This window comes from Curtobacterium sp. MCSS17_011, assembly GCF_003224275.1.
GTDB lineage: Bacteria > Actinomycetota > Actinomycetes > Actinomycetales > Microbacteriaceae > Curtobacterium.
The window spans coordinates 1-21675 of sequence record NZ_QKLE01000035.1 but is presented as its reverse complement, the minus strand read 5'-3'; the positions used below and the strand labels follow the sequence as shown (position 1 = coordinate 21675).

The window sequence follows — 21675 nt, the reverse complement described above, 5'->3', positions numbered from 1 at the left end:
ACACGCTGCGCGCCTCAGTGCAGCTCGCGCCCGCGGCCCCACACACGCTGCACCTCGAGCGACGGCGACAGCGCCACGAGGTCCGCGGCGAACCCCGGCGCCAGCCGACCCAGGCGGTCGCCGAGCCCGAGCGCCGCGGCCGGCACGCTCGTCAGCGCCGCCACCGCCTCGGGCAGGGTCCGCCCGGCGAGCGAGACCGCGTTGCGGAGCGCCACGTCCTGCGTCAGCGTCGAGCCCGCGATGGTGTCGGTGCCCGCGACGTGCGCGACCCCGTCGGTCACGGTGACGTCGAGCGACCCGAGCCGGTACGAGCCGTCCGCAGCGCCGGCGGCACCCATCGCATCCGTGATCAGCACCACACGACCCGGTGCCGCCCGGAAGAGCGTGTCCGCCACGACCGGGTGCACGTGTACGCCGTCCAGGATGAGCTCGAGCGTCACCCGGTCGTCCGCCACGGCAGCGCCGATCGGCCCCGGTGCGCGGTGGTGCAACCCGGGCATCGCGTTGCACGCGTGGGTCAGGATCGTCGCGCCGGCGTCGAAGGCTGCCCGGGCCTGGTCGTACGTACCGACGGTGTGGCCGACGGCGACCGTGACGCCGGCCTCGACGAACCGACGGACGGCGTCGAGGGCTCCGGACAGCTCGGGTGCGATCGTGACCTGGCGGAGGACGCCCTCGCCCGCCTCGAGCAGCGCGTCGACCGCGGCGGGCGTCGGGTCGATCAGGAACGACTCGTTGTGCGCACCCTTGTTGTGCGGGGACAGGAACGGCCCCTCCAGGTGCACGCCGAGGACGAGCGGGTCGGTCACCATCACGGAACGCACCCGGGCGAGCGACTCCGCCAGCGCCGGGATCGGGTTCGCGACGAGCGACAGGACGGAGCGGGTCGTGCCGTGCGAACGGTGCATCGCGAGGGATCGGTCGAACGAGTCGTCCTCGTACGCCTCGGTTGCCCCACCGTGCCCGTGCAGGTCCCCGAAGCCGGGCGTCAGGACCGCGTCGCCCAGGTCGACGACGCGGTCAGCCGCGGGGGCCTCGGGGCCGGAACCGGCCGCGTGGATCGTGTCGCCGACGACCAGGACCCAGCCGTCGGCCGTGGAGCCGGCCGCGTCGACGACGCGTGCTGCGCGGACCAGCGTGCGCCGGGCCTCCTGGCCGGTCTGGAGGCCCGTGGCGCTCATGCGGTCTCCTTGCGGAACGCGATCACGCCGCTCAGGGCGGCGATCACGATGAAGACGAGACCGACGACCGGGCGGCCGATGGAGATCCAGGTCGCGCCTGCCGCGACGACCAGGGCGACCTCGACGATGGTCTTGCCGACGATGTCGGTCTCGATCGGGGAGCGTGGCGACCGGAAGAAGTACCAGACGACCGCGGCGAACAGCGGGGCGCCGACCATGAACAGGTAGCCGGGGAGCGGGAGCTGCCACGACCAGTAGCCCCAGAAGGCCAGGGACAGCAACCCGAACACCATCACGGCGATCCGCAGGACCATCCAGGCCTCGAACCGCCGTCGCGGCTGCCGGACGGCTGCCGGGTCGGGAACCGATTCCCAGTCGACGGGGGACTGCGGGGCGTTGGTCATGGTGCTGCCTACTTGAAGATGATGGTGCGGGCGCCGTCGAGCAGGACGCGGTCCTCCGCGATCCAGCGCACCGCCTGGGTGAGCGTGCGGGACTCTTCGTCCTGCCCGATGGACACCAGCTCGGCTGGTTCCTTGGTGTGGTCGACGCGGACGACGTTCTGCTCGATGATCGGGCCCTCGTCGAGGTCGCTCGTCACGAAGTGCGCAGTCGCACCGATGAGCTTGACCCCGCGTGCGTGCGCTTGCCGGTACGGGTTCGCGCCCTTGAAGCCGGGCAGGAACGAGTGGTGGATGTTCACGGCACGGCCTTCGAGCGCGGCGCAGAGCTCGGGTGACAGGATCTGCATGTAGCGGGCGAGGACGACGAGCTCGATGTCGTGCTCCTCCACCGCCTGCAGCACGCGTCGCTCCATCTGCTCCTTCGACTCGGCGTCGGTGACCGGGCGGTGCTCGAACGGCACGGAGTAGAACGCGGCGAGCTCGGACAGGTCCGCGTGGTTCGACAGGACGAGGGGGACCTCGATCGGCAGCTGTCCGCCGCGCTGCCGGTAGAGCAGGTCGTTCAGGCAGTGGCCCGCCTTCGACACCAGCACGAGGGTGCGCAGCGGACGCCCGACGACGTCGAGCTGGACGCGGGCGTCGTAGCGGGCGGCGACGGGGGCGAGCGCTGCCTCGAAGGCGGCGCGGTCCACCGGCGCCATCACCTGCAGGCGCATGAAGAACGTGTTCGTGTCCGCGCTGGAGAACTGCTGCGACTCGGTGATGTTGCCCTGGGCGGCGACGATCGCTCCGGAGACGGCGTGCACGATCCCGGGCTGGTCGTCGCAGACGAGCGTCAGGGTCCAGTGCGTGGGGGTCGGGTCGGTCACCGGATCAGGGTACCGGCCGCGTGGCACGTGCTTCGTGAGCAGGAATGGTCGAGTGTGCCGCGGCGACTCGACCGTTCCTGCTCACGAAGCGTCAGGCGTCAGGCGTCAGCGGCGGCGCGGGCGTCGGCGTCCCGCAGGCGACGGTCGGCCAGGGTCAGCACCGTCAGGAGCACCGCGACGCCGAGGATCACCCACGCCAGCACGTGCAGGTCCGGCGTCGTCGGAGCCTGGCCGAACACACCGCCGATGAGCGAGGACGCCGCGATCGCCCCGACGTACACCGCGGTGCGGGACAGCCCGGCCGCGGTGCCGATGTACTCCGCGGGCACGAGCCGGTACAGCGCCGCCTGGTTCGACACCGATGCCAGGGCCTGCGGCACCCCGAACAGCGCCGGGGTCAGGGCGAGCAGGACGACGGGCGACCCGGTGTGCAGGAAGAGCAGGAGCACACCGCCGAGGATCGGCACCAGCGCGGCGACGACGAGCGGCCCGCGGACCGCGGTCTTGCGTGCGACCACGAACGAGGTCACCCCGGCGACGATCGCGGCCGGCAGCTGGATGTTCCCCGCGACGTCGCTCGGGTAGCCCGCGACGTCCTGCACCCACTGCGAGAACCCGTAGGTCATCGTGTAGGCGAGCAGGTACGTCAGGAACAGGCGGCCGTACGTGCGGGACAACGCGCCGTTCCGGGCGAGCAGCCGCACGTCGACGAACGGTCGCACGGCCCGCAGCTCCCACGCCACCAGGGCGACGAGCAGCACGACCGCCACTGCGAGCAGCCACCACAGTCCCGCGGACAGGTCGAGCAGGAAGACGAGCAGCGCCGAGACGGTCCCGGTCATCAGCACCATGCCGAGCGGGTCGAGCGCCTGCAGCACCGGCAGGTCGGCGTCGTCACGCGGACGCAGCCGGTCGGACGGCAGCCAGAGCGTCGCCACGACGATGCCGAACACCGCGAGCGGCACGTTCACCAGGAAGATCGCGTGCCAGCCGAACGCGGCGATGAGCGCCCCGCCGAGCGGCGGGCCGGCGGCGGCGGACACGAGCGACGTGATCGACAGCGCCCCGAGCACGAGCGGCGGCGTCGGCCTCCCGATCCGGGCGGAGTGCTGCCGGAGCGTGGTGAGCGCCGCCGGGTACGCCGACGACGTCCCGATGCCGATGAGCACCCGGGCGAACACCGCACCGCCGAACCCGGTCAGGACCTCGGGCACCACCCCGGCGATCCCGACGATGACGAGCCCGGTCAGGAACACCTTCTTCGGGCCGAACCGGTCGGCGAGCTTGCCCATCGTGGGCTGCGCGATCGCGCTCGCCAGGTACAGGGCCGCGACGAGCCAGATCGCCTGCGCCGCACCGATGCCCAGGTCGCGGGAGATCGGGGTGAGGGCGACCGACACCATCGTGGTGTTGATCGGGTTGAGCAGGGGCCCGACGAGCACCGGGATGAGGAGCTTCGGGCCGAAGCCGCTGCCCGTGGTCGTGTCGGGGGTCGTGGTGGTGGTGGACGTGAGGACGCTTCTTCCGGTTGCAGGACTGGGCGAGGGGTGCGCGGGTCAGGGATCGACGATCGGCCCGAGCAGGTCCATCGCCCGCACGACGACGCGGCGGTCCGCCTCGGGCAGGGTCGCGAGCCGCTCGGCGAGCTCGCGGTTCCGCGCGGCCCAGGCGGCCTGGCGTGCATCCCGACCGGCTGCCGTCGCGCTGACGATCGACCGCCGGCCGTCCGTCGGGTCGGGCTGGCGCTCGGCCAGGCCGAGGTCGACCAGGGCCTGGACGGTCGCGCCCATCGACTGCGGTCGGACACCCTCGGCTCGGGCCAGGTCGGCGATGGTGGCCGGCCCGTGCCGGAGCAGGCGTCCGAGGGCGGCGGTCTGCGACGCCGTGACGTCGTCCGACTTCGAAGCCAGCAACGAGCGCCGCAGCCGTCCGTGCATCGTCAGCACGGCGTCGGCCAGGTCGGTCGGGTCGGTCTCCGGTGCGTCGGTCACGCCCCGGAGGCTAGTCCGTCACCAGCCCACCTTGCAAGGCTCCCTTCCGATATCGTTCAAGGAACGGCGGAACCGTCGTCGCCGGCGTCCGGCTCGAGCAGTGGGAGCAGGGTCGCCGAGATCGGTTCCGCACCGTCGCGGAACCACGCGTTGCTCGCCCGGACGATCGGGTGCGCGCGTGCCAGCAGCGCCTCGCCCTGGTCGGTCAGGTGCAGTCGGGAGGCCCGTCCCCGGCCCGGTGCAGCGCCCCGCTTCACGAGTCCCCGCGTCGAGAGCCCCCCGACGAGCGTCGTCATGCTCTGCGGTCGGACGCCGACCGCCCGCGCCAGGTCGGCCTGGCTGAGCTCGCCGGCCGCCGCGAGCTGGATGAGCGCCCCGAACTCGACGGGCGTCAACCCGAGCGGTGCCAGCTCGGCCGCGAGTCGGCGGGAGAGCGTCCGTGCGGCCCGGATCACCGTCCACGCCACGATGCCGTCGACGTCGTCGCGCGGGGCTGGGAGTTCACGGGGCACGGGGTGATCGTACCGGCGTACAGTCCTGATATCAGGAAACTGATACCAGAACGAGTCAGTGGGACGGGAGCGGACATGGGCGAGATCGTGGCGGTCACCGGCGTGACCGGGGACGTCGGGGGCAAGACGGCGGAGCTGCTGCGGGCGGCAGGGGTGACGGTGCGTGCCGTGGTCCGACGACCTGCGCAGCTCGACGCGCTCCGGACGCGGGGCATCGACGGCCGCCTGGCCGACCTGGACGACGAGGACGCACTCACCGCAGCGCTCGACGGGGTCGACCGGTTCTTCCTCGTGACCCCGGTCAGCCAGCAGCAGCGCGAGCAGGGCGCCACCGGGGTCCGTGCGGCACAGCGAGCCGGGGTCGCCCGGATCGTGCAGCTGTCCGGCGGGGACGCCGCCGAGCACTCCCCGATGTCGTGGGCGAGCGCCGCGTGGCACACCGACCGGCTGGTGCGCGCGAGCGGTACGGCGTGGACGATCCTGCACCCCTCGTCGTTCATGACGAACGTGCAGCCCTCGGCACCCGCGATCCGGCGGGGGTGGTTCCCGCACACCACGGGTCGCGGGGTGATCGGCTGGATCGACACCGAGGACATCGCCCGGACCGCCGCCCGGGTGCTGACGGAGGACGGCCACGACGGCACCGAACCGGTGCTCACCGGGCCGGACCTGCTCGACGCGCGGGGTGTCGCCGCCGCGCTCACAGCAGGGCTCGGCCGACCCGTGCGCGCCCTGCACCTGCCGAGCCGGATCTACGCCGGCTTGCTGCGCCTGAGCGGGGTGCCCGCCTGGCAGGCCGAGGGGCTCCGGCAGCAGTTCGGCCGGGTCGTCCGCCGCGGCCTCGACGGCGTCGACGTGATGAGCGACGACGTGCTGCGCATTACCGGCACCGCGCCCCGGAGCCTGGCCGACTGGGCGCGAGCCCACCGCGACGACCTGCTGGGGTGACCCGTCGTGCCGGAGGTGATCCGGGCCTCCAGGCCGTGTCCCGTCAACGCGACGTGAGCGTGACGACCAGGTGCTCCTGCACGTACCCGAGCCAGTCGTAGACGTCGCGCAGGCCGACGCCCGCGTCGGCCTCGACCGAGCGCTCCTCGTCGTCGGCGTTGTCGATCCCCAGCCGGTCGGCGATCGTCAGCCGCAGGTCGGTGAGGGTGCGGAGCCACGCCTGCTCGTCCTCGGCGTCGAGCGAACCGTCGCGGGTGCCCGTCAGCCAGTCGTGCACGATCGCGGCGTTCGTCGTCTTCTGCGTGAGCAGGTCGGACTGCGTGTACTTCCGGAACTCCGCGCTCGCCTCGTCGTCACCGGGGTAGGCGTCCGGGAACATCCGCTCGCTGATCGGGTCGGTGGACAGGTCGCCGCCGAGCACCTGCCGCAGCTGCTCGGTGAGCGAGGCGAGCAGGTCGCGCTCGCCGGAGGACAGGCCGAGGTGCACGCCGTCGGTGCGGCGGACGAACGGGATCACGCTTCGGGGGCCTTGTCGACCGTCGCCTGCAGACCGTAGCCGTGCATGGACTGCACGTGGGCCTCCATCGACTCGCGCGGGCCCGACGCGACGATCGCGCGACCGTCGTCGTTCACCTGGTGCATGAGTCGCTCGGCCCGCTCGCGCGAGAACCCGAAGTGCTGCTGGAAGACGTAGGTGACGTACGACATCAGGTTCACCGGGTCGTCCCACACCACGGTGACCCAGGGGGTGTCCGCCCGCGCACTGGTCCGTTCGTCCGTGGTGGTCCGTTCGTCCACGTCGGGCGAGAGCAGCGTCATGCATCCAGGGTGACACAGGGCGGGGTCGCTCGGTACGATCGTCACGTCGCGACTGGCGTTGGATGGGTCACCATCGGGGAGCGACAAAGACACGGTGCGCGGCCGTACGCCTGGGCTGCACCGACCGACCGTCCGAGTGCGACCAGCTGGTCGTCCGCACACCGTAGGAGTCCCGTGTCCATTGCCGATCTGCCCCCGTTCGTCTCCGACTCCGCCGAGGTGGCCGAGCAGGCCGCCGCCCGCGCCGCGTTCAACGCCCCGCTCACCGAGGTCGACCCCGAGATCGCCGCCGTCCTGCAGCAGGAGCTCGGCCGCCAGCGGGACACCCTCGAGATGATCGCGTCCGAGAACTTCGTGCCGCGCGCCGTGCTCGAGTCGCAGGGCTCCGTGCTCACCAACAAGTACGCCGAGGGCTACCCGGGCAAGCGCTACTACGGTGGCTGCGAGTACGTCGACGTCGCCGAGCAGCTCGCCATCGACCGTGCCAAGGCGCTCTTCGGTGCCGAGTACGCGAACGTGCAGCCGCACTCCGGCGCGACGGCGAACGCGGCCGTCCTGCACGCCATCGCCTCGGCCGGCGACACCATCCTCGGCCTCGAGCTCGCACACGGCGGGCACCTGACCCACGGCATGAAGCTCAACTTCTCGGGCCGCATCTACAACGCCGTGGCGTACGGCGTCGACCCCGAGACGTTCGAGGTCGACTACGACGACATCCGCGCCAAGGCCATCGAGCACCAGCCGAAGGTCCTCATCGCCGGTTGGTCCGCCTACCCCCGTCAGCTCGACTTCGCGAAGTTCCGCGAGATCGCGGACGAGGTCGGCGCCAAGCTCTGGGTGGACATGGCGCACTTCGCAGGCCTCGTCGCCGCCGGTCTGCACCCGTCCCCGGTCCCGCACGCCCACGTCGTCTCGTCGACGGTCCACAAGACTCTCGGCGGCCCCCGCTCGGGCATCATCCTGTCGAACGACGAGACCCTGTTCAAGAAGCTGAACTCCGCGGTCTTCCCGGGCCAGCAGGGCGGCCCGCTCATGCACGTCATCGCCGCGAAGGCCACCGCGTTCCTGCTCGCCGGCAGCCCCGAGTTCAAGGACCGTCAGGAGCGCACCATCCGCGGTGCCCAGGCCCTCGCCGCCCGCCTGACCGCCGACGACGCCAAGGCCGCGGGCATCGACGTGCTGACCGGCGGCACCGACGTGCACCTGGTGCTCGTCGACCTGCGCGCCTCCGAGGTCGACGGCAAGCAGGCCGAAGACCTGCTGCACGAGGTCGGCATCACCGTGAACCGCAACTCGGTGCCGTTCGACCCGCGCCCGCCGATGGTCACCTCGGGTGTCCGCATCGGCACCTCGGCGCTGGCGACCCGGGGCTTCGGCGACGCCGAGTTCACCGAGGTGGCCGACATCATCGCGCTGACCCTCATGCCGAACCCGGACGTCGCAGCGCTCTCGGCGCGGGTCAAGGTCCTGACCGACGCGTTCCCGCTCTACGCGTGAGCGGTTCGGTCAGCGCGGCGCTCCCGCGCGAGCTCTGGGCCGGTGCGGGCAGTGCCGTCCGCATCGACGGCACCGCCCTCGCCGCCCGGACGCTCGACGAACTCCGGGGCCGGATCGACCGCCTGCACGAGCACGGCATCCGTCCTGGGCTGGGCACGATCATGGTCGGCTCGAACCCCGGCTCGATGTCCTACGTCGCGGGCAAGCACCGCGACTCGGCGTCGATCGGGCTCGACTCGCACCGCATCGACCTGCCCGAGACGGCGTCCGCTGCCGACATCCGGGCCGCGATCCTGCAGATGAACGACGACCCCCGGGTCACCGCGTTCATCGTGCAGCTCCCCTTGCCGCAGGGCATCGACCCGACGCCGATGCTCGAGCTGATGGACCCGGCGAAAGACGCCGACGGCCTGCACCCGACGAACCTCGGCGAGCTCGTGCTCGCCGTGCCCGGTGGTGCGGGCACGATCGACGCACCGCTGCCCTGCACCCCGCGGGGCATCGTCGCGATGCTCGACGCGTACGAGATCCCGATCCGGGGCGCGCACGTGACGATCATCGGTCAGGGGCTGACCGTGGGGCGGCCACTCGGTCTGCTGCTCACACGGCTCGAGGCGACAGCGACCCTGACGCACTCCCTGACCGCCGACGTCGCCGCGGAGTGCCGTCGCGCCGACATCATCGTCGCCGCTGCGGGGGTCGCCGGGCTCGTCAAGCCGGACTGGGTGCAGCCCGGTGCCGCCGTCATCGACGTGGGGATCACCCGCGTGGTCTCCCCGGAGACGGGAAAGGCGAAGCTGCACGGCGACGTCGACCCCGCGGTCGCGTCGGTCGCGGGGTTCCTGTCGCCGACTCCCGGTGGCGTCGGCCCGATGACCCGCGCGATGCTCATGAAGAACGTCGTCGAGGCCGCCGAGCGCCAGCTGTCGTAGCGCGCGGGGTCGTGGCCGTGCGTGGCCGTGCGCGGCCGTGCGCGGCCGTGCGCGATGGTGTGCAGCAATGGTCGGGTGGCGTCATCGCACCCGACCATTGCTGCTCACGAAGTGCGCCCAGCCGGTGCTACGGTCGCGGCATGGGGGACGAACGACTGCAGACGACGCCGGTGATGCGACCCCGGCCCGAGCCGTCGCAGCTGACCAAGGACGCCCGGTGGCTGATCGTCATCGTGGTGCTCTGCGTGCTGTTCCAGGCTCCGGGGTCGACCTGGGCGACGACCTTCGTGCACGCCGGCCAGGAGTACACGTTCGCGTCGGAGCCCTGGTTCGGATGGACGCTCGCGACGGTGGGGTTCGCGGTCGTCGGGTTCGTCGTCGCGATCGCCCGCCGAGGTGCAGCACGGTTCGACGAGCACACCGTGATGGGCCTGACCCTGGCCGCCGTGCTCGGGACCACCGCCCTGGTGTGGTTGCTCATGCCGGCGCAGACCGCGTGGGTGGAGTGGGCCGTGGAACACGGTCGGACCCACCCGTTCGTGCTCGGGAACGTCGTGGAGCACGTCCGGTACGCGGACTACCTCGGCTGAGCCGGCGGGCGCGCGGCGGGCGCTGCCGCTCTTTCGCGCTGAGCGACAGCCCACGGGCTGATCGCCGCGTGAACTGTCGCTGAGCGCGAAACGACGAGCGGCCGAGGGCCGTCAGTCGCGCCGGGCGCCCTGGGCGGCGTGCACCGTGAACACGTTCGGCTCGCGGTAGCCGGCCTCGGCGAAGGCATCGATGACGGCCGCGGTGATCGCATCGCGGGACTCCTGGTCGACGAGCGCGATCGCCGCACCGCCGAATCCGCCCCCGGTCATGCGGGCACCGACGGCACCGTGCCCGACAGCCGTCGCGACGGCCAGGTCGAGCTCCGGCACGGAGATCTCGAAGTCGTCGCGCATCGACTCGTGCGACGCGACGAGCAGCGAACCGATCGCCCGTGGGCCCTGTTCGCGCAGGGTGCGGACGGTGTCGAGGACACGCTGGTCCTCGGTCACGATGTGCCGCACACGGCGGAAGGTCTCGTCGTCCAGGAGCTCCTGCGCACGGGGTAGGTCGTCGACGCTGACGTCACGCAGGGCCTCGACACCGAGCACCTGCGCACCCTTCTCGCACGAGGCCCGACGAGCCGCGTAGCCACCGGTCGCATGGGCGTGCTCGACACGGGTGTCGATCACCAGGACCTCGAGCCCGTTCGCCTCGAGCGCGAGGTCGACGACAGCGGTGTCGAGCGTGCGGCAGTCGAGGAACACGACGGCGTCCTGCTCGCCGAGCAGCGAGGCGGACTGGTCCATGATCCCGGTGGGTGCACCGACGGCGTGGTTCTCCGAGTACTGCCCCACGCGCGCCAGGGTCTTCCGGTCGAGGCCGAGTTCCCACAGGTCGTTGAACGCGAGCGCGACGCCACACTCGATCGCAGCGCTGGATGACAGGCCCGCTCCGACCGGCACGTCGGACTCGATGAACACGTCGAGCCCGGTCTTGTCACCCAGGTCTGCCCCGGCCTGCTCACGCAGGGCCCAGGCGATGCCGAACACGTACGCCGACCAGCCGTCCATGGCCTCGGGCGACAGGTCGTCAAGGGACAGTGCCACGGGCTCGCTCGCGGCATCGAAGGCCGATGCGACGCGGATCGTCCGGTCGTCGCGCTGTGCGATCGACGCGGTGGTGCGACGGTCGATGGCGAAGGGCAGCACGTAGCCGTCGTTGTAGTCGGTGTGCTCACCGATCAGGTTGACCCGACCCGGGGCGGAGTACCGCACCGTCGGCTCGTACCCGTAGACCTGCTGGAACGTCATGCGCGCTCGACTCCCTGTCGGATGAACTCGGCCGCCTTCTCGGGCACGAGGTCCCCGATCCAGGCGCCCATGGCGGCTTCGCTGCCGGCCAGGAACTTCAACTTGTCCGCCGCACGTCGCGGCGAGGTGATCTGCAGCATCAGCCGCACGGTGTCGCGCGCGGTGTGCACCGGTGCCTGGTGCCACGCTGCGATGTACGGCGTCGGGTCGCCGTAGAGCGCGTCGAGCCCGCGGGTGAGCCGGAGGTGCATGTGCGCGAGCTCGTCCTTCTCGGCGTCGGTCAGGCCGGCGAAGTCGGGGACGTGGCGGTGCGGCAGCATGTGGATCTCGATGGGCCAGCGCGCGGCGAACGGGACGAAGGCGGTGAAGTGCTCGCCTGCGAGGACGACCCGCTCGGAACCCCGCTCGTTCGCGAGGTGCTGCTCGAACAGGTCCGGGCCGAACCGTTCGATGCTCGCGAGCAGTCGCTGCGTGCGCGGGGTGATGTACGGGTACGAGTAGATCTGCCCGTGCGGGTGGTGCAGCGTGACGCCGATCGCCTCGCCCCGGTTCTCGAAGGGGAAGACCTGCTGGATGCCCGGCATCGCGGAGAGTGCGGCGGTGCGGTCGGCCCAGGCCTCGACGACGGTGCGGGCACGCGACTCGGAGATGGAGGCGAAGGACCCTGAGGTCTCGGGTGAGAAGCACACGACCTCGCACCGGCCGACCGAGCGGAGCTGGCGGTTCAGGCCGACGTCGCTCAGGGACTCGAGCGACTCGGGAGCGTCGTCGGCTTCGAGCAGCGGGCCGAACGACGGCGAACGGTTCTCGAACACCGCGACGTCGTAGCGGCTCGGGATCTCGGACGGGTTGGCCGGGCTCTGGGGTGCGAGCGGGTCCTGGTCGGCCGGCGGCAGGAACACCCGGTTCTGCCGGGACGCCGCGATCGACACCCACTCGCCCGTCAGGACGTCCTGCCGCATCCGCGCCGTCTCGGGCCGCGGGTCGAGCACGCGCCCGTCGATGCTGCGTTCTGCTGGCAGCGTCGAGTCGGCGTCGTCGAAGTAGAAGAGGTCGCGGCCGTCCGCGAGCTTCGTCACGCGCTTGGTGATCACCGGGACAGCCTAGCGCCCGACTGAAGCGTTGCGAAAGACATCGGAAGCAAGCGAAACTGTCCACATGACGGACGCCGACCTCTCGTTCCTCGCCGGCGCGCTGCCCGCGCCCCTGCGGCAGGACCGCATCGTCGCGATCGTCGACGGCGCCCCGGGCATGGTCCGGACGGCCGCGTTGGCTGCGTCCCTCGGCACCAGCGAGGTGACCGTCCGCCAGGACCTCGCCGTCCTCGACCAGGAGGCCCGGATCCGCCGGGTGCACGGGGGCGCCGTCCGCCTCGGGGCCGGGTCCACCGAGCGCCCCTTCGAGGAGACCGCCGTCGAGCACCAGGTGGCCAAGGCTGCCATCGGCCGTGCGGCCGCCGCGCTGGTCCGCCCGGGGGAGTGCGTCGTCCTCGACGTCGGCACCACGCCGGCCGCCGTCGCCGAAGCCCTCGTGGCCCGCACCGATCTCACCGGCATCACCGTCGTCACGAACTCCCTCACCACCGCGCTCGCGCTCGAGCGTGCCGTCCCGCGGTTCACCGTCATCGTCACCGGCGGCACCCTCCGGCCCCTGCAACACTCGCTCGTCGCCCCCTTCAACGGCGCGGTCCTGCCGATGATCGCCGCCGACCTCGTCTTCCTCGGCGGCACCGGACTCGACGTCGACCACGGGCTGACGAACGTGAACCTGCCCGAGACCGAAGCAAAACGGATGCTCGCGGCGACGGCCCGGCGTACGGTCGTGGTCGCGGACGGGTCGAAGTTCGGCCGGGCCCACATCGGGGTCGTCCGCGCGCTCGAGGACATCGACGTCGTCGTCACCGCCGAGGCCGATGCCGCCGCGGTCGCCGCGATCCGGGCGGCCGGGGCCCAGGTGATCGTCGCCGACGGCGAGCGTCGCACCGAACCAGCCGGAAGGAAGAACGCCCCATGACCGCAGCACCCACGGGTGGCCAGTACCGCCTCCACCACGCCGGACCCGACGGGGTCGTCGAAGCCGTGGTCACCGAGGTCGCCGCGGGCATCCGCGAACTCCGCGTCGCCGGCTTCGACATCACCGAGCCGTTCCCCGTGACCGAGCAGCCGCCGGGCGCGAACGGCATCGTCCTCGCACCCTGGCCGAACCGCGTCGCCGGTGGTGTGTGGGAGCTCGACGGCAAGCGTCAGCAGCTCGACATCTCGGAGCCGAAGTACGGCAACGCGTCGCACGGGCTGCTCCGGTTCGCCCCGTACCGGGTGGTGTCGCAGACCGAGACCTCGATCGAGCAAGAGGCGACGATCCACCCGCAGCACGGCTGGCCCTTCACCCTCGAGACGCGCGTGCTGCACGAACTCGTCGATGACGGCATCCGCGTCACGCACCAGGTCACGAACCGCTCGGGCGTCCGCGCACCCTTCGCCGTCGGTGCGCACCCCTACCTGCGTGCGGGTGACACCCCCGCCGACGACCTCGTCGTCACGCTCGACGCCGCGACCGCGTTCACCGTGGACGAGCAGAAGGTGCCGAACGGTTCGGTGCCGGTCGAGGGCACGCCGTACGACCTGCGCCAGGGTCGGCGTGCCGGGGACTCGGACCTCGACACCGCGTACAAGGACGTCACTCCCGACGCCGAGGGGATCCGCCGCACGACGATGCACGGGCCCGAGGGCGACGGGGTCGAGCTCTGGCAGGACGCCTCGTTCCCCTACGTGCAGGTCTTCACCTCGCGCGAGTACCCCCGCGGCGACGGGAAGGGCCTGGCCGTCGCGGTCGAACCGATGACCGCACCCGCGAACGCCCTGAACTCGGGCGAGGGCCTGCGCTGGCTCGAGCCGGACGAGACCTGGACCGGTTCGTGGGGGATCCGCCGCGTCTGGTCCTGAGGACTCCGGTCGGCGTGCACCGCCGACACGACGAAGGCCCCGCCGGTGTCCGGCGGGGCCCTCTGTGTCCGCGTCGGTCGCAGGGGGTCAGCCGCGGCGCATCCGGAGTGCCTCGACCGCGAGGGACTCGGTCGCGTACCGGCCGACCTCGTGCGCCCACGCCGGGTCGTCGCCACGGAGCGCGATGAAGTCCTTGCGCTGCCGGCAGACGTAGCCGAGCACGGCGGTGGCGGTCGAGACCTCGATGAAGTCCTTGCGGATGTGGCGGGTCGTGACCTGGGCGTTGCGGCGGAGCGTGTCGAGCAGGAGCTCGTTGCTCATCGTCGTGTTGGTCGCTGCTGCGAGCTCGACGATGCGGCGCGCGTCACCGGTGGTGCTGGTCTGCGTGGCTTCGATGGGCTCGATCACGGTGTACCCCGTTCGTTCGTGGTGGTGCTGTGCTGCAGGATCCGCTGATCGGATCCGGGAACGACACTATCGGCGGCAGCCCAACAGTCCGCTGAGGATGGACTGTGGCGGGCAGGGGATCTCCCATGAGCACGCTGGGGACGGGTTGTACCCCGTTCAGGCGCGGGTGGTGCCGCTCAGACGCAGCGGGAGCTGTCGACGGGTGCGGCGAGGGCGTCGAGGGACTCGCTGACACGGTCCGCCAGGTACTGGTAGCCGGCGTCGTTCGGGTGGCCGCCGTCGACAGCGGAGTACCCCGGGCTGTTGCTCGACGTGAACCACCTACCGGCGAGCGCGTCGACGTAGGGCACACCGGCAGCGGCGGCACCCGCGGAGACCGACGCGGCGACACCGACGGTGGAGTTCGCCCACGGCAGTGGCGCTGACGGACCCAGCGCGACGACGACGGCGTCCGGCCAGGTCTGCTGCGCCGTGCGGAGGGTCCGCTCCACGGTGGCGCGGAGGGTGTCCGCGTCGACGAGCCAGTCGTTCTGGCTGCCCTGCACGATCACGAGTTGGGGGTCGAACGAAGCGTGCCGCTCGAGGCGCGGTCCGAACGTGTAGTGCGACGATCCGGTCCGACCGGTGTCGACGTAGCCGGTACCGGGGTAGCCGTCGATCTTGGCCGTCCACCCGCGGTCCTCGCTGATGTCCTCGGCCCATCCGCGGACGCCGCTGGTCGAGCCCCGACCGGAGGTGTACGAATCACCCACGATCAGGACGCGTGACCCGGGCTCGATCGCCGCGGCGACGCGATCGGCCGAGACGCCGGGTGCCGCGACGGCCGAAGCGGAGGTCGACGAGGACACCGGCTGGCAGGCACTCGAGACGCTCGGCAGGATCAGCAGGAGTCCGGAGACCCCGATTGCCATCGCGCCGAGGGCGAGCACCGGCACCAGCTTGCGGCGGCGTCGGCGCATCGTCGCCGGGCCGGTGCGGGTGCCCGGCCGCTCGCGCTGCGATCGTCGGCCCATCCGTCAGATTCTAGACAAGAGCACGGAACAAGACTGGGAGGTGGGCCCCGTGGGGCTCGAACCCACGACCCTCGGATGAAAAGCTGGCGTTCAGGAAGGTGTGGGCCCCGTGGGGCTCGAACCCACGACCCTCGGATGAAAAGCCGGCGTTCAGGAAATGTGGGCCCCGTGGGGCTCGAACCCACGACCCTCGGATTAAAAGTCCGGTGCTCTACCAACTGAGCTAGAGGCCCTCACCCGCAAGGCTAGCGGGTGAGGGCCTCTGCAGCGGAACGGTGCGAGCGGGTCAGCCGCGGCGTCCGGTGAGCGAGCGCAGCAGCCACGCGATGACCGCGATGACCAGCAGCACGATGCCCACCCACAGCAGGAACTTCAGGCTCGCGGCGAAACCGCCGACGAACAGCAGGATGACTGCGATCACAGCCAGGATGATGAGCAGGGCGTTCATGGAAGATCCTCTCCTTCGCGTCCGGGAGGAGCGCCTCCCTGCCGCAACACGGTACGCGTCGCGCAGCCGTTGCGTTCTGGGCGAACGGGCCGCGGGCGTGTCACCGGTCGCGCCTACACTGCTGCGGTGCCTCGCGATCACCACCGTCCCGTCCACTTCACCGACGCCGAGTTCGCCGCCATCCAGGGTGGTGAGGACCCGGCGCTGGTGAACCGTGTCGCGCACGAGACCGCGAACGCCCTGCTGCACCGGGTGCGCGAGGACCCGGATCCGGCCGTGGTCGAGCGGCTCGTCACCTACACCGACGTGCACGGCATCGACGCCATCGCGGAACTGTGGGCACGGGTCGGAGCACACACCCTGCCGGGGGCGCTCTGGCGGGTGTACCTGGTGCGCATCGTGATCCGGCAGAACCCGGAGGAGATCGCGTACCTGTTCGAACGGGGGACCGCGCAGATCGGCACAATTGACCAGGCCGTCGCGGGTGCCGAGGAACCCACCGGCCCCGCCGAGATCCTGACGCTCGCCGACCGCATCCTGCACGGCCTGTACACGGGCGACCTCGCGGTGGCGCTCGACCGCGGCGCATCGTTCTGCCGCCTGACCGCCGCCGGCGCGACCGCCGTGGCGGACGAGTCCGACCTGGTCGCGTCCGAGCGCGCGAGCGAACTGACGACGCGGGCACTCCGCCTGACGGAGCTGGCGGCCGACCTGACCGAGGCGGCGGCGCTCTGGCGTCGCGACAGCCTGGACTGAGCGAGCGGTGGGGCGGACCCGCACCGGGCCTCCAGGCTGCAGCCGGGCAGAGAAGGCCGAGCCGCATCCGGGCATGAAAAGACCGGGCCGCAGAAGCGCCTCTCGGCGCGAGGCCGCTCGAAGCGGCGAATTTTGGAGCCCGGGGCTTGCTGCGGCCCGGCGAGACCAAGTCTACGAGACGCTGGCTGATCACTCGACCCTGTTCACTCATGGTGGACAGAACCGGCCCCGGGCGTGCCCGTGCGCTCCCTGCGAAGGCACGCCGCGCCCATCCCGCCGAGAAATCCCGACCCCCATCCAATCCACAGCGGGGACCGCACCGAATCATCTGCGTGACGGACGGAATGCCCGTCACGTAGCGAGAGGCCCGGTGTGACCCGGACCGGCACCGCCGGTCAATTCCCTGTGGGTCACGCCGGCCCCTCGTCTCGACCGCCCATGCGGAGGCTTCGTGCTACCCGCCTGGTCAACGAAAGCAACCGAGAGGAGGGAAACCTGCAATGCTTGCCCTCGTGGATAGCGACACCGAACGCTGGAGCTCGTCAGAGCCAGCTCAGGCATCGCCGGACGACCTCCTCGCCCGGGTCGCTGCCGGTGACCAAGCCGCCTTCGCGGACCTCTACGACGCACTCTCCGGTCGGGTCCTCGGTCTGATCACGCGCCTCCTCCGGGACCGCGCGCAGTCGGAAGAGGTCACACAGGAGGTCTTCCTGGAGGTCTGGCAGCAGGCCACCCGCTTCGACCGGAAGCGTGGGACGGCCGCCAGCTGGGTCCTCACCATGGCCCACCGCCGCGCGGTCGACCGGGTCCGTGCGTCGCAGTCGTCACACGACCGCGACACCAAGATCGGCATCCGCGACCTCGAGGCCGGTTTCGACCAGGTCTCCGAGTCCGTCGAGATCCGCATCGAGCACGAGCGCGTCGGCCGAGCGCTGGCGAAGCTCACCGAGTTCCAGCGGCAGGCCGTGCAGCTCGCGTACTACGGCGGCTACTCGCACAGCGAGATGGCCGAACACCTCGGTGTCCCCATCGGCACCGTCAAGACCCGTCTCCGTGACGGGATGATCCGACTCCGAGACGAGATGGGGGTGACCTCATGACCGAACGCCACGACGACCCCGCACTGATGACGGGTTCCCACGCCCTCGACGCGCTGTCCGACGACGAGCGCGCGCTCCTCGAGGACGCCCTCCGGACGTCCCCCGAGCTGCAGGCCGAGAACGACTCGCTGCGCGAGACCGCGCTGCAGCTCGCCTACGCCGTCGCACCGATCGAGCCCCCCGCGTCGCTCAAGGCGTCGCTGCTGGCCCGGATCGCCACGACCCCCCAGGCCGCACCCCTCGCCGACACGACGGTCGACCAGACCCCGGTCGCCGAGACCACCTCCGTCCAGGAGGCCCGTCCCGAGCCCGCCAGGCACGTCGCCTCGATCGCCGACGGCCCCACCGCCGGTGGCCGGGCATCGTCGGAGGCACGCCGTCGCTGGTTCCAGCGTCCGGCAGTGATGCTGACGGCCGCCGCTGCCGTCGCCGCGGTCTTCTTCGGCGGACTCGGCGTCGGATCGATCTTCGACCCGAACGGCTCCGGCACCGGCACCACGCAGGCCTCGAGCGGCCTCGATCGCATCTACGCCGCATCGGACTTCCAGCGCACCACGACCAAGGTCGCGGGCGGCGGTTCGGCAACGGTCGTGTGGTCGAACGACCTCGGCAAGTCCGCGGTGATCCTCGACGGTGTCGAGCAGGCACCGAAGGGCAAGACGTACGAGCTCTGGTACATCGGCTCCGAAGAGCAGGGCGGCGCCATCAAGTCGGCCGGCCTGGTCGACGGTGCTGCCGACGGTGTGCACTCCGCCGTGCTCAAGGGATCGATGTCCGAGGGCGTGACCATCGGCATGACGGTCGAGCCCGAGGGCGGCTCCGAGCAGCCGACCACCTCGCCCATCATGGCGGTCCCCACCACCGCCTGACGCCTCGGGCGGTCATGCTGGACCGTCACCGACGCAGAACGACGAAGCCGCTGTCACACGACAGCGGCTTCGTCGTTCCGCGTCCGCATCGTGGTCGCACCGTGGCGCCGGGCGCGACCACGAACGCCCTCGCAACCACGAAGGCCCGGTGCGCGTCCGTGGCGGACGTGCACCGGGCCTCCAGGCCGTCCGTCAGTGCGACGGACGGATGCCGATCAACCGAAGCGGCCCGAGACGTAGTCCTCGGTGGCCTGCACGGACGGGTTCGAGAACATCGTCGCGGTGTCGTCGAACTCGATGAGCTTGCCGGGTGCACCGGTGCCCGCGATGTTGAAGAACGCCGTCTTGTCGCTGACACGCGACGCCTGCTGCATGTTGTGGGTCACGATCACGATCGTGAACTCCTTCTTGAGCTCCTCGATCAGGTCCTCGATGGCGAGGGTCGAGATCGGGTCGAGGGCCGAGCAGGGCTCGTCCATCAGGAGCACGTCCGGCTCGACCGCGATCGCGCGGGCGATGCAGAGACGCTGCTGCTGCCCACCGGACAGGCCCATGCCGGGCTTGTCGAGACGGTCCTTGACCTCGTTCCACAGGTTCGCGCCCTGCAGCGAGCGCTCGACGATGTCGTCCGCCTCGGAGCGGGAGACGCGCTTGTTGTTGAGCTTCACGCCCGCGAGCACGTTGTCGCGGATCGACATCGTGGGGAACGGGTTCGGACGCTGGAAGACCATGCCGACCTGACGACGGACGAGCACGGGGTCGACGCCGGCGCCGTACAGGTCATCGCCGTCGATCTTGACCGAGCCTTCGACCCATGCGCCGGGGATGACCTCGTGCATGCGGTTCAGCGTGCGGAGGAAGGTGGACTTGCCGCAGCCCGACGGGCCGATGAAGGCCGTGACGGTACGGGGTTCGATGGTGATGTCGACACCCTCGACCGCCTTGAACTTCGAGTAGTAGACGTTGAGGCCGTCGACCTCGATGCGCTTGGACACGTTGATCCTTCTGGGTGGGTGGTGACGCTGGTTCCGCGGGGGCGGACGGTCAGCGGCTGAGCTTGGGGGCGAAGAGGCGGGTGATGAACCGGGCGAGCAGGTTGAGCAGCATCACGATCAGGATGAGCACGAGGGCCGCGGTCCAGGCCCGGTCGACGAACGGCACCGGGTTGGCGCCCTGCTGCGAGTACTGCGTGTACGCGTACACCGGCAGGGTCATCATCGGGTCACGGAACAGGTTGTAGTTCATGCTCGCGGTGAAGCCGGCCGTGACGAGCAGCGGGGCGGTCTCACCGATGACGCGGGCGATCGAGAGCATGACACCCGTGGTGATGCCGGCGAGGCTGGTGGGGAGCACGACCTTGAGGATGGTCAGGTACTTCGGCACCCCGAGTGCGTACGAGGCCTCGCGGAGTTCCATCGGGACGATCTTCAGCACCTCTTCGGTGGAGCGCACGACGATCGGGATCATCAGGACCGACAGGGCGACGGAGCCGACCAGGCCGAAGCGGGCACCCGGGCCGAGGAACAGCGCGAAGAGCGCGTAGGCGAACAGACCGGCGACGATCGACGGGATGCCCGTCATGACGTCGACGAAGAACGTGATGCCCTTCGCCAGTGCGCCGCGGCCGTACTCGACCAGGTAGATCGACGTGAGCAGCCCGATCGGCACCGAGATGAGCGCCGCGAACAACGTGATCTCGAGCGTGCCGACGAGCGCGTGGACCGCGCCGCCGCCCTCGGAGATGACCCCGCGCATCGAGAACGAGAAGAAGTTCGCGTCGAGGCGGGCGATGCCCTTGGCGATGACCGTCCAGAGCAGCGACACCAGCGGCAGGACCGCGATGACGAACGCCGTGACGACGAGCGAGGTGACCAGCCGGTCGACCGCCTTGCGGCCGCCCTCGACGATGCGCGAGATGACGACGATGAGCACGTCGAACAGGACCGTGCCGAGGAAGATCGCGGCGACGACGTTGAAGTCCTCGACGGCGCCACCGGCGTTGAGCAGGGCGAAGACCAGGACGAGGGCGACCCAGCTGCCGACCAGCAGCAGCCACGGGACGGACGCGTGCAGCTTGCCGTTGGCGTAGACGTTGCCGGCGGTGCCGGTCTGACGGAGCGCGAGGGACATCGGGTGCGACCTCTCAGCTGACTCGGCTGCGGACGATGTACCGCGCGAGCATGTTGATGACCAGGGTGATGACGAAGAGGATCAGACCGGACGCGATGAGCGCGTTCAGTGCCGTCCCGGAGGCCTCGGCGAACTGCAGGGCGATGTTCGCGGCGATCGTCGAGGGGTTCTGCGACGTCAGCATCTGGAACGTGACGTTGGTCGAGACCGACAGCACCAGCGCGATCGCCATCGTCTCGCCGAGTGCACGTCCGAGGCCGAGCATGATCGCGGACACGATGCCGGACTTCGCGAACGGCAGGACCGACAGGCGGATCATCTCCCAGCGGGTCGCGCCGAGGGCCAGGGCCGCCTCCTCGTTGAGGGTCGGGGCCTGCAGGAAGATCTCACGCATGACAGCCGTCATGATCGGGATGGCCATGACGGCGAGGACGATCGAGGCCGTCAGGATCGTGCGGCCTGTTCCGGACACCTGGCCGGAGAACAGCGGGAACCAGCCGAGGTACTCGTTCAGGAACACGTAGAACGGCTTCACCAGGGGAGCCAGCACGGCGATGCCCCAGAGGCCGTAGACGACCGACGGCACCGCGGCCAGCAGGTCGATGACGTAGCCGAGCACCGGCGCGAGGCGTCGCGGCGCGAAGTGCGAGATGAAGAGGGCGATCCCGAGGGACAGCGGCACGGCGATCACGAGCGCGATGAGCGCGGACCAGACGGTGCCGAAGACCAGGGGGCCGACGTAGTCCCAGAAGTTCGTGGCCTTCCCCGGCAGCTCGCCGACCTTGGCGGAGAAGGCCGGGATGCTCTGCCAGACGAGGAACGCGGCGACGAGCACGAGCACGAAGAGGATGAGGCCGCCGGCGATGACCGAGGCGGCGGAGAAGACGCGGTCGCCGACGCGGACGACGGCCTTCGGCTTGATCGGGGTGACGGTGGCCCCTGGCTGGGCCGGTGCGGTCGTCATGGGGTACTCCTGTCGGAGGAACGCCGGGGGAGCTGTCTCTTATACACATCT

25 protein-coding genes, 1 tRNA gene and 1 riboswitch are annotated in these 21675 nt (G+C 70.9%); of the genes, 9 read left to right on the top strand and 17 right to left on the bottom strand.

The window, feature by feature from the left end:
* Nucleotides 1–14 precede the first annotated feature (14 nt).
* From nagA to DEJ17_RS16145, 6 genes are all read right to left on the bottom strand, one after another.
* Nucleotides 15–1181, bottom strand: coding sequence for an N-acetylglucosamine-6-phosphate deacetylase (gene nagA, locus DEJ17_RS16170; RefSeq protein WP_110895263.1), 1167 nt, complete (start codon nucleotides 1179–1181; stop codon nucleotides 15–17).
* On the bottom strand, nucleotides 1178–1585 hold the full coding sequence (locus DEJ17_RS16165) for a YrdB family protein (protein WP_110895261.1): 408 nt from the start codon (nucleotides 1583–1585) through the stop codon (nucleotides 1178–1180). The genes nagA and DEJ17_RS16165 overlap by 4 nt, the downstream gene beginning before the upstream one ends.
* A gap of 8 nt (nucleotides 1586–1593) precedes the next feature.
* Nucleotides 1594–2454: a formyltetrahydrofolate deformylase gene (gene purU, locus DEJ17_RS16160; RefSeq protein WP_110861849.1), complete on the bottom strand. Its 861-nt coding sequence runs from the start codon at nucleotides 2452–2454 to the stop codon at nucleotides 1594–1596.
* Between the two features lie 98 nt (nucleotides 2455–2552).
* Nucleotides 2553–3896 carry an MFS transporter gene (locus tag DEJ17_RS16155; protein ID WP_220033670.1) on the bottom strand — a complete coding sequence of 448 codons (1344 nt, stop codon included), beginning with the start codon at nucleotides 3894–3896 and terminating at the stop codon, nucleotides 2553–2555.
* 114 nt (nucleotides 3897–4010) lie between these two features.
* Nucleotides 4011–4445: a MarR family winged helix-turn-helix transcriptional regulator gene (locus DEJ17_RS16150; RefSeq protein ID WP_220033669.1), complete on the bottom strand. Its 435-nt coding sequence runs from the start codon at nucleotides 4443–4445 to the stop codon at nucleotides 4011–4013.
* 56 nt (nucleotides 4446–4501) lie between these two features.
* Nucleotides 4502–4957 carry a MarR family winged helix-turn-helix transcriptional regulator gene (locus DEJ17_RS16145; protein ID WP_181421259.1) on the bottom strand — a complete coding sequence of 152 codons (456 nt, stop codon included), beginning with the start codon at nucleotides 4955–4957 and terminating at the stop codon, nucleotides 4502–4504.
* A gap of 75 nt (nucleotides 4958–5032) precedes the next feature.
* On the opposite strand from DEJ17_RS16145, the gene DEJ17_RS16140 reads away from it, so the two are divergent.
* Complete coding sequence (locus DEJ17_RS16140; protein WP_110895259.1) at nucleotides 5033–5905, top strand: NAD(P)H-binding protein; 873 nt, start codon at nucleotides 5033–5035, stop codon at nucleotides 5903–5905.
* 43 nt (nucleotides 5906–5948) lie between these two features.
* On the opposite strand, the gene DEJ17_RS16135 is transcribed toward DEJ17_RS16140, so the two are convergent.
* Both DEJ17_RS16135 and clpS read right to left on the bottom strand, forming a co-directional pair.
* Nucleotides 5949–6422 carry a DUF2017 family protein gene (locus DEJ17_RS16135; RefSeq protein ID WP_110895257.1) on the bottom strand — a complete coding sequence of 158 codons (474 nt, stop codon included), beginning with the start codon at nucleotides 6420–6422 and terminating at the stop codon, nucleotides 5949–5951.
* Nucleotides 6419–6724 (bottom strand): ATP-dependent Clp protease adapter ClpS, encoded by a 306-nt coding sequence (clpS, locus tag DEJ17_RS16130; RefSeq protein WP_110895255.1) that lies wholly within the window; start codon nucleotides 6722–6724, stop codon nucleotides 6419–6421. The genes DEJ17_RS16135 and clpS overlap by 4 nt, the downstream gene beginning before the upstream one ends.
* Nucleotides 6725–6762: 38 nt before the next feature.
* A riboswitch (ZMP/ZTP riboswitch) is annotated at nucleotides 6763–6847 on the top strand.
* A 96-nt stretch (nucleotides 6848–6943) separates the two neighbouring features.
* Between clpS and glyA the strand changes: the two genes are divergently transcribed.
* The 3 genes from glyA (at nucleotide 6944) to DEJ17_RS16115 (ending at nucleotide 9743) form a co-directional block, all read left to right on the top strand.
* The gene (gene glyA, locus DEJ17_RS16125) at nucleotides 6944–8221 is read left to right on the top strand and encodes a serine hydroxymethyltransferase (RefSeq protein WP_110895279.1); all 1278 of its coding nucleotides are present in this window, start codon (nucleotides 6944–6946) and stop codon (nucleotides 8219–8221) included.
* The gene (locus tag DEJ17_RS16120; protein ID WP_110895252.1) at nucleotides 8218–9153 is read left to right on the top strand and encodes a tetrahydrofolate dehydrogenase/cyclohydrolase catalytic domain-containing protein; all 936 of its coding nucleotides are present in this window, start codon (nucleotides 8218–8220) and stop codon (nucleotides 9151–9153) included. Before glyA ends, DEJ17_RS16120 begins: the two co-directional genes overlap by 4 nt.
* A 140-nt stretch (nucleotides 9154–9293) precedes the next feature.
* Nucleotides 9294–9743 (top strand): hypothetical protein, encoded by a 450-nt coding sequence (locus tag DEJ17_RS16115; protein ID WP_110895251.1) that lies wholly within the window; start codon nucleotides 9294–9296, stop codon nucleotides 9741–9743.
* A 111-nt stretch (nucleotides 9744–9854) separates the two neighbouring features.
* Here DEJ17_RS16115 and galK read toward each other — a convergent pair whose 3' ends face one another.
* A complete protein-coding gene (galK, locus tag DEJ17_RS16110) occupies nucleotides 9855–10994 on the bottom strand; it encodes a galactokinase (protein WP_110895249.1) in 1140 nt (379 codons plus the stop codon).
* Nucleotides 10991–12088, bottom strand: coding sequence for a galactose-1-phosphate uridylyltransferase (gene galT, locus DEJ17_RS16105; RefSeq protein ID WP_110861830.1), 1098 nt, complete (start codon nucleotides 12086–12088; stop codon nucleotides 10991–10993). Before galT ends, galK begins: the two co-directional genes overlap by 4 nt.
* Nucleotides 12089–12152: 64 nt before the next feature.
* Between galT and DEJ17_RS16100 the strand changes: the two genes are divergently transcribed.
* A complete protein-coding gene (locus DEJ17_RS16100; RefSeq protein WP_110895247.1) occupies nucleotides 12153–13007 on the top strand; it encodes a DeoR/GlpR family DNA-binding transcription regulator in 855 nt (284 codons plus the stop codon).
* Entirely contained in the window at nucleotides 13004–13936 is a 933-nt protein-coding gene (locus DEJ17_RS16095; RefSeq protein ID WP_110895244.1) for an aldose 1-epimerase family protein, read from the top strand. The genes DEJ17_RS16100 and DEJ17_RS16095 overlap by 4 nt, the downstream gene beginning before the upstream one ends.
* An 87-nt stretch (nucleotides 13937–14023) precedes the next feature.
* Here DEJ17_RS16095 and DEJ17_RS16090 read toward each other — a convergent pair whose 3' ends face one another.
* From DEJ17_RS16090 to DEJ17_RS17615, 4 genes are all read right to left on the bottom strand, one after another.
* Nucleotides 14024–14344: a hypothetical protein gene (locus DEJ17_RS16090; protein ID WP_110895242.1), complete on the bottom strand. Its 321-nt coding sequence runs from the start codon at nucleotides 14342–14344 to the stop codon at nucleotides 14024–14026.
* A 176-nt stretch (nucleotides 14345–14520) separates the two neighbouring features.
* Nucleotides 14521–15357, bottom strand: coding sequence for an SGNH/GDSL hydrolase family protein (locus tag DEJ17_RS16085; protein WP_110895240.1), 837 nt, complete (start codon nucleotides 15355–15357; stop codon nucleotides 14521–14523).
* 160 nt (nucleotides 15358–15517) lie between these two features.
* Nucleotides 15518–15590, bottom strand: a tRNA-Lys gene (locus tag DEJ17_RS16080).
* A gap of 53 nt (nucleotides 15591–15643) precedes the next feature.
* On the bottom strand, nucleotides 15644–15805 hold the full coding sequence (locus DEJ17_RS17615) for a DUF2207 domain-containing protein (RefSeq protein ID WP_138801981.1): 162 nt from the start codon (nucleotides 15803–15805) through the stop codon (nucleotides 15644–15646).
* A gap of 126 nt (nucleotides 15806–15931) precedes the next feature.
* Here DEJ17_RS17615 and DEJ17_RS16075 point away from each other — a divergent pair, with 126 nt between their 5' ends.
* The 3 genes from DEJ17_RS16075 (at nucleotide 15932) to DEJ17_RS16065 (ending at nucleotide 18530) form a co-directional block, all read left to right on the top strand.
* Nucleotides 15932–16561 (top strand): hypothetical protein, encoded by a 630-nt coding sequence (locus tag DEJ17_RS16075; protein ID WP_027466634.1) that lies wholly within the window; start codon nucleotides 15932–15934, stop codon nucleotides 16559–16561.
* A 500-nt stretch (nucleotides 16562–17061) separates the two neighbouring features.
* Complete coding sequence (gene sigK / locus DEJ17_RS16070; RefSeq protein ID WP_027466633.1) at nucleotides 17062–17661, top strand: ECF RNA polymerase sigma factor SigK; 600 nt, start codon at nucleotides 17062–17064, stop codon at nucleotides 17659–17661.
* Entirely contained in the window at nucleotides 17658–18530 is an 873-nt protein-coding gene (locus tag DEJ17_RS16065) for an anti-sigma factor domain-containing protein (RefSeq protein WP_110895238.1), read from the top strand. Before sigK ends, DEJ17_RS16065 begins: the two co-directional genes overlap by 4 nt.
* 215 nt (nucleotides 18531–18745) lie before the next feature.
* Here DEJ17_RS16065 and pstB read toward each other — a convergent pair whose 3' ends face one another.
* Genes pstB through pstC form a run of 3 tightly spaced genes read right to left on the bottom strand, consistent with a single transcriptional unit; the run spans nucleotide 18746 to nucleotide 21624 of the window.
* Entirely contained in the window at nucleotides 18746–19525 is a 780-nt protein-coding gene (pstB, locus tag DEJ17_RS16060; RefSeq protein ID WP_027466631.1) for a phosphate ABC transporter ATP-binding protein PstB, read from the bottom strand.
* 49 nt (nucleotides 19526–19574) lie between these two features.
* Nucleotides 19575–20660 carry a phosphate ABC transporter permease PstA gene (gene pstA / locus DEJ17_RS16055; protein ID WP_110895237.1) on the bottom strand — a complete coding sequence of 362 codons (1086 nt, stop codon included), beginning with the start codon at nucleotides 20658–20660 and terminating at the stop codon, nucleotides 19575–19577.
* A 13-nt stretch (nucleotides 20661–20673) separates the two neighbouring features.
* Nucleotides 20674–21624: a phosphate ABC transporter permease subunit PstC gene (gene pstC / locus DEJ17_RS16050; protein ID WP_110895235.1), complete on the bottom strand. Its 951-nt coding sequence runs from the start codon at nucleotides 21622–21624 to the stop codon at nucleotides 20674–20676.
* Nucleotides 21625–21675: the final 51 nt, after the last annotated feature.